This is a genomic window from Nocardioides sp. NPDC054178 (assembly GCF_055585005.1).
The window spans coordinates 506966-520077 of sequence record NZ_JBVJKY010000001.1 but is presented as its reverse complement, the minus strand read 5'-3'; the positions used below and the strand labels follow the sequence as shown (position 1 = coordinate 520077).

Here is a 13112-nt window from a genome sequence, read left to right as displayed (position 1 = left end):
CCGTCCTAGTTGTGAGGAATCTCTTCGATCATGGTTGCACCCAGCTCCTGAGCGAGCAGCGCCTCGGCGCCCATCGCGGCCGGACCGTCGTAGGCCTGGTCGTCGGGGTTCACCGCGGCGTCGGCCTCCGCCAGACGGGCCGCGGTGTCGTCGACCGGGGGCTCATAGTCGGACGCACGCGTCGGACGGATCGCCTCCCGCGCCAGCGCGATCGCTCCCGGGTCGGCCGGCTGCGGCGAGGAGGCCGCCGGCGGCTCCGGCGGAGCCGGTGGCTGGTCGGGTGGCGGCGGCTCGGTGGCCCAGTCGGGTGGCGGCGCCTGCTCGTTCCAGGATGCCTCCGGTGACTGTTGCTGCGGAGAGGGTTCCTGGGGCTGGGCCGACTGCGGCGCAGGCGGAGCCTGCCGCTGCGGGGCTCCCTGCCCTCCGCCCGCGACGATCGCCTCGATCTTCGGCTGGATGCCGATCACGTTGACCAGCGCCTGCCCGAGGATCGGCTCGTGCCCGCCGGTCGCGAACCGGTCGCGGAGTCCCGGCGAGGCGAACCCGAGGGTGAGCACACCGTCGCGGAAGTCGACCACCTGAGCGTTCTGGCCCACCAACGACCAGGTCGCACGGCGCAAGCCCTTGGTCTGGGCGATCACGTCGTCCCACAGGCGGCGGACGTCCACGTTGCCCATCCCGCCCGGCGACTGCGCAGGTGCCTGAGGCTGTGGCTGCGGCGGCGTCGCCGATTGCGGCTGAGGCTGGCTCGACGGCTCGGGAGCGGCCGGCGCCTGCGGCGGAGGCGTCTGCGCGGCCGGAGCGGGTTCGCGGACCGGCTCGGAGGCCGGCTCGCGGGCCGGCTCGGGGGTCGAGGCGTACGCCTGGACGGGCTCGGGCTGCGGCGCCGCCGGAGCGGCCGGCTCGTGCCCCGGAGCGCCGACGGACGGCTTGAGCACCGGCCGGTCCTGGGCGGGGGCGGCCGCCGCCGGAGGAGCGGTCACCGTCGGCGTACCGCTGATCTCGATCCGCCTCTCCAGACGGTCGAGCCGGGCCGCGAGACCATCGGCGCCGTCGGCCGCAGGCAGCAGCACCCGGGCACAGATCAGCTCGAGCAGAAGCCGGGGTGCGGTGGCGCCACGCATCTCGGTCAGGCCGGTGGCGACCGCATCGGCGGCCCGCGAGAGATCGTGGGGCCCGAAGCGTCCGGCCTGGGCGACCAGCCGCTCGCCGCCGTCCTCGGAGACGTCGATGAGTCCGGTCGCGGGCGCGTCCGGGACCGCCTTGACGATGACCAGATCACGCAGTCGCCGCAGCAGGTCCTCGGTGAACCGCCGCGGGTCCTGGCCGGTCTCGATGATCTTGTCGATCACGCCGAAGACCGCGGCCCCGTCATGGGCGGCGAAGGCGTCGACGACCTCGTCCAGCAGCGCGTCAGGGGTGTAGCCGAGCAGCCCGGCGGCCAGCTCGTACGTCACGCCCTCGGGACCCGCACCACCGAGCAGCTGGTCCATGACCGAGAGGCTGTCGCGCATCGACCCGGCGCCCGCGCGCGCGACCAGCGGCAGCGCGGCGGGCTCGACGTTGATCCCCTCCTTCTCGCACAGCGTCGAGATGTAGTCGGAGACCAGCTTGGGCGGGAAGAGGCGGAACGGATAGTGATGGGTGCGCGACCGGATCGTCGAGATGACCTTCTCCGGCTCGGTCGTCGCGAAGATGAAGCGCAGATGCTCCGGCGGCTCCTCGACGAGCTTGAGGAGCGCGTTGAAGCCCTGCGTCGAGACCATGTGGGCCTCGTCGATGATGTAGACCTTGTAGCGGCTCTTCACCGGCGCGAAGAACGCCTTCTCGCGCAGGTCACGGGCGTCATCCACACCACCGTGCGACGCCGCGTCGATCTCGATCACGTCGATGCTGCCGGGGCCACCGCGCGCCAGGTCGCGGCACGACTCGCACTCGCCGCACGGGTCCGCGATCGGCGCCCTCTCGCAGTTCAGCGCCCGCGCCAGGATCCGCGCCGAGGTCGTCTTGCCGCAGCCACGTGGCCCGGAGAAGAGGTACGCATGGTTGACCCGGTTGCCCGCCAGCGCATTGCGCAGCGGGCCGGTGACGTGATCTTGGCCGATGACCTCGGCAAACGTCTCCGGCCGGTAGCGGCGGTAGAGAGCTAGCGGTGCGTCCACCCGGTAGACCCTATCCGCCCGCACCGACAGTTTGCGACCGCGCGGGGCAGGCTGTCAGGAAATAGAAAAGGCCCCCCACGTACCCAACAGAGCTCGCTTATCCTTGCTGCCTTCCGGCCCTGGGGAGGTTCGACAAGATGTCGCCACATGGGGGGTTGCCGAAGAGTCTAGACGAGTCCGCTCGCCGATCCCAAAGCACACCCGCCGACCCTCCGCCGATTTCCCCGATGCTCGCGGAGCCGCGTAGGATCCCTCACGGATCTGTCGCCTAGTGGCCTATGGCGCACGGCTGGAATCCGTGTTGGGTTAACGCCCTCGGGGGTTCGAATCCCCCCAGATCCGCCAGCAGGAAACCTTGGTTGACCTGCAAGAACGCCGATCCGGACAGCGCAAGCTTCCGGATCGGCGTTCTGCATTTCCCAGCCGGGTGAACTACATCGAGCTCTTGCGCCGCGAGAACAGCGGCCTCAGGACCAGCCCGAGACCGAGTGCGCCGCCGCCGGCGATGCCCCACCAGATCGCGTTGTCGCGGACGGTCGCGAGGGGATCGACCTCGTCGCGGGCCATCGGGGCCTGTTCGACCTCCGGCGCGGCCGCGGCCTCTTCGACCGGCGGCCGGGTGAGCGCGTCGTACGCATTCACGACACCCGCACCCCAGAACCGGCCGCCCTGGCCCTCACGGCCGGACGTGGTGCTGTAAAGACGGTCGATGACCTGGGCGGCGCTCCAGCTCCGGTTGGTCGACCAGATCAGCGCGAGCACCGCCGAGACCTCGGCGGAGGCGAAGGACGTCGAGATCGAGTCGACCCAGCACGGCTTGCCGAAGAGCGTCTTCGACGGGGCTCCGTACGTCGGTGCGGCCACGTCGGTGTTGGAGTTGGGCAGCACCGCCGAGTCGGGGTCGGAGGCCCAGGTTCCGGAAGCGCTGACCGTCACCACGGAGTCGTTGGCGTTCGGGAAGACCTTGGGGCCCATGTCCCGGTCGGTGCCACTGGCAACACCGGACCAGTCCGCGGCCATCACCACGATGGCCCCCTTCTTGATGAGGGTGTCGACGGCCGTGTCCAGGCCCGCGGCGACCTCCGTCGCCGGCAGACCGATGTCGACGATCAGCCCCTTCGCATTGCCCTTGGCGAGCGAGTTGAGCTCGGCCACCATCCGCTTGGCGTCGATCGTGGACTTCTCCTGGCCGACCTTGAGGACCGGGTGGTCGCTGAGCGTCGCCTTGGGAGCGATCCCGGAGATCAGGCCCGCCGCAACGGTGCCGCGATAGTCCTGTGCCTTGGCGCTGTAACCGGAGTCAATCACCGCGACACGGATCCCCTGACCCTGTTTGCTCACCTTCTGCGCTTCGCCGATCCGCATGATCGCGAACGGAGCCACTGTCTCCGGCACCGGCGCCGCCTTGGTCTCCGCCTTCGGCGGTGCACCGCCACCGGTGTTCTGCGCGTAGACCGAGCAGTCGGCTCGTTCCTCCGCTGCGTACGCAGGGCTCGGGCCGCCGAGCAGACTCAGCCCACCGATGACGGCCACGAGCGCGATGCCAGAACGCACCAGCGTCACTCGGTCGCCACGCACTTGCTCTCCTGAACCTCTCCGGTGCTCGGCGGGCACAACGCCAGCTCTGTCGAGAGCGCAGCGCCGGCCGGGAGCAGCCCCAGCCACGTGCCGGGCACGATCGGGCCTGAGTCGTTCGACAAGCCGAGCCGCTCGACCGTGAGCTTGCCGTCGAGGGTGTTGGCGGTGCCGCGGGCGTCGATCAGGTAGGGAGTCGCGCTCTGCTTCTGGAGCTCCTCACCGTTGGCCGCGAAGACGAAGGCGCCCTTGCCGGGGTCGACCCGGGCCGAGGTGAAGTCGGTCGCCGCGGGAGGCTCCGACGTCGGCCAGGCCCTCTCACCCGGGTCGACACCGAGGCGTACCGTCGTCTTGTCCTCGGTCTCGAGCTTGGCGCAGACGCTGCCCGTTCCGGGCTCGAGGGTCGACGCGGGCCACGAGGTCTCGAGCCGCTCACCGTTGATGTTCGGCTGCGAGCTCAGCGACTGCTGGTTGCCCTTGCTGCCGAAGGCGACGTCATAGATCTCGCTGGCGAATTCGTCCAGCCGGATCCAGCCGGACTCGGTCATCAGGTAGTTGTTGGCCTGGTAGTTGGCCTTGGTGCCGATCGGGTATTCCTCACCCTCGACCGTGCCACCGACCTTGGTGAAGGCACTTCCGAAGGAGTTGCCCGACAGCGGCGCGCCGGACGGGAAGAGGTTGACCCAAGCCTGCGGAACGGTCGGCGTCGAGACCGGCCCGTCGAAGGTGCGGTCGGCATAGGTCTCCGAGTCGCCCTCGATCTTGTAGCTGTACGCCTGGGTGTATCCGTCGGTGGTCTCGTGCTCCGCGATGAGGTAGTTGCCGTCTTCGGTCTGCACCATGAAGCCGGTGTCCGCGGCGGCCTTGACGTCGGGCTTCGCGGAGATGTTCAGGAACGTCCCCGCGCCGTTGGCGGTGCACGCGGTCCAGCCGGAGTTGATGAAGTCGGACGTCAGCGGCAGCTCCTCGGGGACCTTCGGGCCGGAGAGACCGATCGTCTGCTTCGGAAACTCCTTGTCGATCTCCTCCTGATCGATGACCTTGGACCTCTTCTCCAGGTCGAGACCGAGGATGAGCTGCGCGCTGGCCAGGTTGACGACCGGGTGCAGCTCCTTGTCCTTGTCCGGGCCGGTGACGACGTAGCGCGCACCGCCCTTGGTGACGATCAGGCCATCGGTGTCGGCCCAGCCGGTCGCCGGCTTGGGCGAGAGGAAGTGGGCGACGGCGCCGCCGGCGATGAGCAGCACCGCGAGCACGAGGCCGCCGAAGACGGAGCGGCCGGGGCGAGCAGGCTCCACCTCGCGCCCACCGGGGGCACCGGAGAGGAACGCGGAGACCAGCCGGCGACGGCTGAAGGCATGCGCCTCTACGAGGTCCTTCTTGCTGGCCATCAGAAACCAGCCACCGCGGCGCCGAAGAGGCCCGAGGCGAGCACCATCAGCGGCAGCATCGCGAGCAGGCAGACCGTCTCGGCGACGTCAGCGAGCCGCCCACGCCGGATCGACCCGACGTCGGGGACCAGCGTCAGCACCAGGAGTACGCCACCCGCGGCCGCCAGCACGACGGCGGTCGTCGGCCGCCACGACTCGTGGTAGACCAGCAACGCCGCGCCGATCGCGAGCAGCCCGGCGATCCCGGAGACCAGGCCGACGAGCACCTCCGAACCCGTCCGGTACTGCCGCGTACGCAGCATCAGCACCACACACGCGGCCAGAGCCAGCAGCGTGCCGAAGAGCCCGAGGCGCACCACGAACGGCGCGGTCAGCACGACCAGGACGCCGACGGAGAGCGAGATGGCGACCAGGATCTCGTGGGCGACCCTGGCGTCGACCCGGACCTGGTCCTGCCGGATCTCGTCGGGGTCGAGGTTGATGTCCTCGTCGGAGTAGAGCTGCGGGACGTCGGTCTTGGTCGTGCTCAGCGCGAGCCACGGGAAGAAGCTGCCGGCCAGCACCACGACGACCAGCACGATCCCGAGCACCACACCGGCCTTCCAGCCGGTCATGCTCAGCAGCATGCCGGCCACCAGGAAGACGCCACCCACGAGCGCACCCGGCATCGCCAGCATCCGGGCCTCACCCAGACCGAGGAAGCCGATCGCGGCGGCGAGCATCGCGCCCGCGCCGGCGAAGGCCAGCGGCATCCCGACGCCGCCCTCGGGGCCGAGGGAGGCCGAGCCGATCAGGAAGCCGGCGACCGCGCCGTAGACCTCACCGATCCACACCGCCGCGATCGCGGCGTCGTTCTCGGCCTCGAGCCGGGAGAGCACGATCGCGCCTCCGGCGAGGACGATGCCGATCACCCCGGCAGCGACGCCGGCGAGCATCGACGGGGCCTGCGTCCACAACGCACCGGCGCCGAGGAGCAGCAGCAGCGCGGCAGCCAGCAGTGACGTACGCCGTCCTGCTTCGGGCTTCCACGGGGCCATCTCGCTCTCGACGACGTCGGTCATCGCCTCGACCACGTCGTCGTAGACCCGCGGCGGCTTGTCGTCGATCCCGGCGCTCACGGTCAGCACGCCGCCGTCCTCGACGCCCTGCGGGATCAGACCGAGGTCACCGGTGAGCTTGCGGCCATCGGCGAGCACGACGCGGTAGCCGGCGTACGCCGTCTGCGGGTCGAGCAGCCCGACGCTTCGCGCAAGCTCGGGCACCAGCTCTGCCACCGGCACGGAGCCCGGCAGCACCAGATCCATCCGACGGGTGCCGGAGGCGACCGTCACCCGGACCAGCCCAGTGGGCGCCACCTGCGCCTGCGTCATTTCACGAACTCCTCGCGTCGTGCCTGTGCCCGAGACGAACCGACCGAATGTCCCGAGATCTACGCCCTACCATCGCCGGCTGAGCCAGCCGGCGAGCATCAGCGCTGACTTTGCCATAAAAGCAGCGACGAGGGGACCGGTGCCCCGCACCGATCCCCCCGTGTTGCCTGTGTGCTGAAGAACTCAGCCGCCGAAGCCGCCGGCACCGCGTCGGTCCGCGTCGTGCATGTTGGCGTTGGCCTCGTTGACGAACTTGCTGCCGCGGTCCAGAGCCATGCCGAGCTCGCGGATGCTCTGGTTCCACTTGGCCTGGGCCCGGTTGTAGGCGTCGGCCGCCTCACCTGTGAAGTTCTCCTGGAGACCGAGGATGTGACGCTCGAGCTCGTCGAGCTCGCGGTCCATGTCGGCGACGCCCTTGAGCAGGACGTCGGTGATGGAGCCCATCTTCCCGTGGTTTACGACAATCTCTTCACCCATGTCAGTTCCTTCCAGTCCTGTGCTTGAAATGCGGGCTGACCGGGTGGTCAGCCACCCATCTTGTAGGAGATGCTGTCCATGCTGGAGGTGACGGAGCTGGACTGTCCGGCAACATCCTCGTCGGCCTGGCTACCGACCTTGCGGGCGTTCTCGAGACCCGCGGTGAGCTCGTCGAGCGCGTTGGTGATCTCGCGCGACTTCTCGTTGTAGGTGTTCATCAGCTGCTGGAACGAGGTGCCGCCGGCACCCTTCCAGCCCGATGCGCCCTCCGCCTGGGCCTCCGAGACGGTGCGGCTGTTGACGCTCTGCAGCTTGGCCTTCGTCTCGTTGATGAAGTTGACGGCGGTGTTGATCGCCTGACCTTGCTTGATCTCACTGCTCATGGTGCTGTCCTTCCACCGGCGGAACCGGCTTTCCTAGGTTAGATACCTGTTGGAGCCCGGCTCCCGATGGGCTCCCCCGAGGTCCGGACAATGTGTTCATACCCCGTCCCCGGAGTTCTAAACACAAATCTCTGAACTTTTTCGGCCCTGCTGTCTAGCCGCTGAAACCCGACTCCCACAGGTGTCGGAAGAACCCTGAGGAGACCACGAACGACGCGATGACGGCGGCGCCGCACAGCGACTCCGCCCAGTCGGCCCGAGCTGCCCACTTCGCCGAGCGCCAGCCCCGGCCGGTCGCGATCGCCGCGATGATGACGGCGAACCCGATCACCACGACTCCCAGACCGAACCAGGAGACCAGCTCCGGGTCGGCCCAGCCTACGAAGGCGTCGACCCCGACCGCCAGCGCAATAACTCCTGCCACCCGGAGTACGCCGCGAGGCAGCCAGTAGCGGTAGCTGCGTGCCGCGAGCAGGATGACGAAGGCACCGGTCAGCGTGATCAGCCAGCCACCGATCCGGTCCACGTCGTCGGTGGCGGTCGCCACCAGCCCGGGCCCGCTCACCGCGACCACGGCGAGAATCGCCCAGGAGGCCGCCGCCAGGGTGCGGGAACCACGCTCGGCGACCTCGGTGACCTCGTCGATCGGGACCGTCGCCTTGCCGGAGGTCGTCTTGGCCCGCGCCGACCAGGCGGTCACCGACAGCTTGGAGACGTCGAGGAGATAGGAGTCCGGGACGTCGACGGCGTAGGACGGGACGATCCGCGCCGCCAGCGCGGCAGCGGCGAACAGGATCGACCACGGCACCTGCGGCGAGGTGCCGAGCAGAGCGCACAGGGCGGTCACCACGAAGACCGCCACGCCGGTCGCGGTCCAGATCTTCAGGCCCTCGTCGACGGTGTCGACGAGCGACCTCGAGATCGTCGCGACGACCGCGGCACTCAGCCCGGCCACACCGACCGCGATCGGCAGCGTCTCGGGCGCCGGGTCGACGGTGATGACGAAGGCGGCGCCGGCGGCGAAGGCCGGGGCGACGATGGCCCGGCGCGCTGCGTACGGCCCCGCGGGGATGATGCCGACCAGTGCGCCGAGCGCGAGCAGACCGGCGATGGCCAGTCGCTGCCAGCCGTCGGCCTGGGCGCCGAACCCGGCCGCGGCGACTGCGAGGAGGGTGGCCAGACCGACCCAGTAGAACGAGAAGCTGCCTGCTCGGACCGGAGCGGCCGTCTCGACGACCTCGCGGCGGGCGTAGGCCTGCGTCGGCGGCGAGTCGGCGGCGAGCAGGGCGCCCGAGGTGATGCCACGTGAGGCGAGCGATGCGTCCGGCCGGATCACCTCGCCACGCCGGTCCCGCAGGACCGGAGCCGCGGGAAGGCCGACGGCCGTCGCGTACTCCCGCGCCAGGTCCGAGGCGTGCGCATCGGACGGAACGACGATGTCGACCACTCCGGCGGTGCCGTGGACCGTGACCGCCAGGCCGCCTGCTGCGAGCGCCGGCTCTACGGCATCGGCCGTCTGAGTGGGCATGACACCTCCCGGATGCGTGATGACCCTGTGACAGAGTTCCACATCGGAAGCTCCACCGCCCGTTTTACCCGACCGGCACGGTTAAGGGTAGTAGCCGGGTAGCGGGCACTCTAAGATCCTGACCACCTGCGGCATCCGGGCCCGCGGGGCACTGAACCAGTCTCAGGGGGACACGTGACCATCGCTGCGACAGCCGGCGGTACCCGCACCGAGGAGCCGGAGGTCCCCGAGGGGGAGCTGGCTCTGAATGCTCCGCCGGCTATCGAAGAGGGCGAGGGCGTCGGCGGCATCCTGATGAACGCCATCCCCATGCTCGGTGGCCTCGGGTCGATCGTGCTCATCGCGACGATGCAGTCGGGTGCGGGCGGGTCCCCGCCGATCCAGCGCTACATCGCCGCCGGCATGTTCCTCTTCGCGACGCTCGGCTTCATCTTCGTGCAGATCGACCGCCAGCGGAAGCAGAAGCAGAAGCAGGTCGGTGGGCAGCGCACCGACTACCTGCGCTACCTGGCCGGCGTCCGGCAGTCGGCGCGCAGGGCCGGCGAGCAGCAGCGCAAGGCGCTGACCTGGCACTATCCCGCGCCGTCCTCGCTGCCCGCGATCGCCGAGGAGCGCAGTCGGCTGTGGGAGCGCGCGAACACCCACAAGCGCTACCTCGACGTCCGCTACGGCGTCGCGCACCAACCCCTGGCCCTGACCCTGGTGCCGCCCCAGCAGACCCCGATCGACCAGGTCGACCCCGCGTCGGCGAGCGCGCTGCACCGGCTGCTGACGGTCCACCGGGTGCAGCCCGACCTGCCGGCCGCGACCAACCTGCGCGGCTTCGACAAGATGGAGATCTGCGGCAACGAGGACCAGGCCCGGGCCCTCGCCCGCGCCCTGATCTGCGGGATGACGGCCTTCCACTCGCCGGAGCAGCTGATCGTCGCCGTCCTCACCTCCGAGCGCAACCTGGCCGAGTGGGACTGGGTCAAGTGGCTCCCGCACGCGCAGAGCGGCCGCGAGGTCGACGCCGTCGGGCCGCGCCGGATGGTGGTCACCAACATCAACGACCTCGCCGCGCTCCTCCCGACCGAGGTCGGCGAGCGCGCCCGCTGGGGCACCGACGACCGGATCCCCTCGCCCCAGGTCGTGGTCATCGTCGACGGCGGCTCGGTCCCCCCGGGCAACCACGTCCTCCCCGACGACGGCATCCAGGGCGTCACCGTCATCGACCTGCCGACCCACTGGGACGAGCTGTTCGACTCCAGCCGGGTGCGGTTCCTGATCGACGACGAGGAGCCCGACGAGAACAACACGGTCTCCGGCTACCAGGTGCGCGTACGCATGGACCCGGTCCGGCTGCGCGTGGACCAGATGACCATGGCTGACGCCGAGGCGTACGCCCGGCGCCTGACCGCGCTCTACACCGTGGCGCCGGAGGGTTCCGACGCCGCCGCCGAGACCCCGCAGGACACCGAGATCGCGGCGCCGAAGGACTACATGGCGCTGCTCGGTCTCGGCGACGTACGCTCCTTCGACCCGGACGTCGCCTGGCGCCCCCGCGCCAACCGCGACCGGCTGCGGGTGCCGGTCGGTGTCGGCGAGGCCGGCCAGCAGATCTACATGGACATCAAGGAGTCGGCCCAGCAGGGTATGGGGCCGCACGGCCTCGTCATCGGCGCGACCGGTTCCGGTAAGTCGGAGTTCCTCCGCACCCTCGTCCTCGGCCTGGTGCTCACCCACCCGCCGGAGGTCCTCAACCTGGTGCTGGTCGACTTCAAGGGCGGTGCGACCTTCGCCGGGATGGCGGGCATGCCGCACGTCTCCGCGGTGATCACCAACCTCGAGGGCGAGCTCACCCTGGTCGACCGTATGCAGGACGCGCTCTCCGGTGAGATGACCCGCCGCCAGGAGCTCCTGCGCGAGGCCGGCAACTTCTCCTCGCTGAAGGACTACGAGAAGGCTCGTACGCAGGACCCGTCGATGGCGCCGCTGCCGTCGCTGTTCATCGTGGTCGACGAGTTCTCCGAGATGCTCTCGGCCAAGCCCGAGTTCATCGACCTGTTCGTCGCGATCGGTCGTCTGGGCCGGTCGCTCGGCATCCACCTGCTGCTCGCCTCGCAGCGCCTCGAGGAGGGCCGCCTGCGCGGTCTCGACTCGCACCTCTCCTACCGCGTCGGTCTGCGCACCTTCTCCGCGCAGGAGTCGCGGACCGTGCTCGGCGTGCCGGACGCCTACGAGCTCCCGGCGGTCCCCGGCCTCGGTTACCTGAAGCCCGACCCGACCAACATGCAGCGGTTCCGGGCGGCGTACGTCTCGGGGCCGCCGGCCGCCGGGTCGCGGATCCGCCGCGACGAGGGCGGCAAGCTGCAGGGGATCTTCCCGTTCTCGATCGCCGAGGTGAAGCAGCTGGCGATGCCGGCCGAGGAGGAGGATCGTCCGGCCGCCCCGGTCGTGGGCGCCGACGGCGTCGAGAAGTCGATGCTCGACATCGCCGTCGACCGGATGACCGGACACGGCACCCCGGCCCACCAGGTCTGGCTGCCGCCGCTCGACATCCCCGACACGCTCGACTCGCTGATGCCCGACCTGACCACGTCTCCCGAGCTCGGTCTGCACTCGCCGGCCTGGAAGCGGCTCGGCGGGCTGGTCGTACCCCTGGGCATCGTCGACAAGCCGCGCGAGCAGCTGCGCGACACGCTCACCGTCGACCTGCGCGGGGCCGCCGGTCACGTCGCGGTCATCGGTGCCCCACGCACCGGCAAGTCGACCACCCTCCGCACCATCGTCACCTCGATGTCGCTGACCATGACGCCGCAGGAGGTGCAGTTCTTCGTGCTCGACTTCGGTGGCGGCACGTTCGCGCCGCTGGCGAAGCTCCCGCACGTCTCCGGCGTCGGCACCCGCTCCGAGCCCGATGTCGTACGCCGCGTGCTGGCCGAGATCTCCGGCATCATCGACCGCCGCGAGGCCTACTTCCGGGCGCAGGGCATCGACTCGATCGAGACCTACCGCACCCGCCGTGCCCGCGGCCAGGCCGACGACGGCTGGGGCGACGTCTTCCTCGTCATCGACGGCTGGGGCACGCTGCGCGCCGACTTCGACGATCTCGAGTACGCCATCCAGGAGATCGCTCCGCGAGGCCTGACCTTCGGCGTCCACATCGTCGCGGCGGCCGGCCGCTGGGCCGAGTTCCGCTCCTCGATGCGCGACATCTTCGGCACCAAGCTCGAGCTTCGTCTGGGCGACCCGATGGACTCCGAGCTCGACCGCAAGCTCGCCGCCCTGGTGCCGACCGGGCGTCCGGGCCGAGGCATCGTGAAGGAGAAGCTCCACTTCCTCAGCGCCCTGCCCCGCATGGACGGCGACGGCTCGGCGGCGACGCTGGGCGACGGCGTCGACGACCTGATCTCCCGGGTCTCCGCCGCCTGGCAGGGTCCCGCCGGCCCGAAGCTGCGGCTGCTGCCCGAGAAGATCACGATCGAGCGGATCCGTGAGCAGGCCGGGGTCACCGAGGAGAAGCCCGGCAAGCGTCTGCTGCTGGGCATCAACGAGAAGGAGCTGGCTCCGGTCGGTCTCAACCCCGACACCGAGCCCCACCTGCTCGTCTTCGGCGACGGCCAGTCCGGCAAGTCCTCGATGCTGCGCAACCTCGCCCGCGAGATCATGCGGACCTACACCCCGAAGGAGGCGCAGATCGCGGTCGTCGACTACCGGCGCTCGCTGCTCGGCGAGATCCCCGAGGACTACCTGGTCGGCTACCTCACCTCGGCGACGCAGGCGAACCCGACGCTGAACGACCTGGCGGCGTACCTGACCAAGCGGATCCCGGGCCCGGACGTCACGCCCGAGGAGCTGCGCAACCGGTCGTGGTGGTCCGGCGCGGAGCTGTTCGTGCTCGTGGACGACTACGACCTCGTCTCGACGCAGCAGGGCTCGCCCCTAGCGCCCCTGCAGCCGCTGATGGCCCAGGCCGGCGACGTGGGCCTGCACGTGATCATCGCCCGCCGTTCGGGTGGCGCGTCGCGATCCCTCTACGAGTCGGTCATCCAGTCGATGCGCGACCTGGCGATGCCGGGCCTGCTGCTCTCCGGCAACCCCGACGAGGGCCCGCTCATCGGCAACCTGAAGCCGGTCCCGACCCTCCCGGGTCGTGGGCGCCTGGTCACCCGTGACCGTGGCATCGAGGTCATCCAGCTGGCCTGGAGCGAATCGACGGTCTAGCCCTCGACAGCCCGAGCGAG

Annotated in this window: 8 protein-coding genes, 1 tRNA gene and 1 other RNA gene; 2 read left to right on the top strand and 8 right to left on the bottom strand. The window is 70.1% G+C overall.

Annotated elements, in window-relative coordinates:
* Nucleotides 1-5 precede the first annotated feature (5 nt).
* Together ACZ6WN_RS02485 and ffs are read right to left on the bottom strand one after the other, a co-directional pair.
* A complete protein-coding gene (locus tag ACZ6WN_RS02485) occupies nucleotides 6-2162 on the bottom strand; it encodes a DNA polymerase III subunit gamma and tau (protein WP_465862480.1) in 2157 nt (718 codons plus the stop codon).
* Nucleotides 2163-2228: 66 nt separating this feature from the next.
* Nucleotides 2229-2319: signal recognition particle sRNA small type (ffs, locus tag ACZ6WN_RS02480), an RNA gene on the bottom strand.
* Nucleotides 2320-2419: 100 nt separating this feature from the next.
* Between ffs and ACZ6WN_RS02475 the strand changes: the two genes are divergently transcribed.
* Nucleotides 2420-2507, top strand: a tRNA-Ser gene (locus tag ACZ6WN_RS02475).
* 87 nt (nucleotides 2508-2594) lie between these two features.
* Here the strand turns inward: ACZ6WN_RS02475 and ACZ6WN_RS02470 are convergent.
* From ACZ6WN_RS02470 to ACZ6WN_RS02445, 6 genes are all read right to left on the bottom strand, one after another.
* Nucleotides 2595-3740 (bottom strand): hypothetical protein, encoded by a 1146-nt coding sequence (locus ACZ6WN_RS02470; RefSeq protein ID WP_465862479.1) that lies wholly within the window; start codon nucleotides 3738-3740, stop codon nucleotides 2595-2597.
* Nucleotides 3722-5128, bottom strand: a complete 1407-nt coding sequence (locus ACZ6WN_RS02465) for a type VII secretion protein EccB (protein WP_465862477.1) — start codon at nucleotides 5126-5128, stop codon at nucleotides 3722-3724. Before ACZ6WN_RS02465 ends, ACZ6WN_RS02470 begins: the two co-directional genes overlap by 19 nt.
* On the bottom strand, nucleotides 5128-6498 hold the full coding sequence (gene eccD / locus ACZ6WN_RS02460; RefSeq protein WP_465862476.1) for a type VII secretion integral membrane protein EccD: 1371 nt from the start codon (nucleotides 6496-6498) through the stop codon (nucleotides 5128-5130). The genes ACZ6WN_RS02465 and eccD overlap by 1 nt, the downstream gene beginning before the upstream one ends.
* Nucleotides 6499-6681: 183 nt before the next feature.
* A complete protein-coding gene (locus tag ACZ6WN_RS02455; RefSeq protein WP_091043260.1) occupies nucleotides 6682-6975 on the bottom strand; it encodes a WXG100 family type VII secretion target in 294 nt (97 codons plus the stop codon).
* Between the two features lie 47 nt (nucleotides 6976-7022).
* Complete coding sequence (locus tag ACZ6WN_RS02450; RefSeq protein ID WP_091043262.1) at nucleotides 7023-7358, bottom strand: WXG100 family type VII secretion target; 336 nt, start codon at nucleotides 7356-7358, stop codon at nucleotides 7023-7025.
* 154 nt (nucleotides 7359-7512) lie between these two features.
* Entirely contained in the window at nucleotides 7513-8886 is a 1374-nt protein-coding gene (locus tag ACZ6WN_RS02445; RefSeq protein ID WP_465862474.1) for a ubiquitin family protein, read from the bottom strand.
* 174 nt (nucleotides 8887-9060) lie between these two features.
* Here ACZ6WN_RS02445 and eccCa point away from each other — a divergent pair, with 174 nt between their 5' ends.
* Complete coding sequence (eccCa, locus tag ACZ6WN_RS02440) at nucleotides 9061-13092, top strand: type VII secretion protein EccCa (protein ID WP_465862473.1); 4032 nt, start codon at nucleotides 9061-9063, stop codon at nucleotides 13090-13092.
* Nucleotides 13093-13112: the final 20 nt, after the last annotated feature.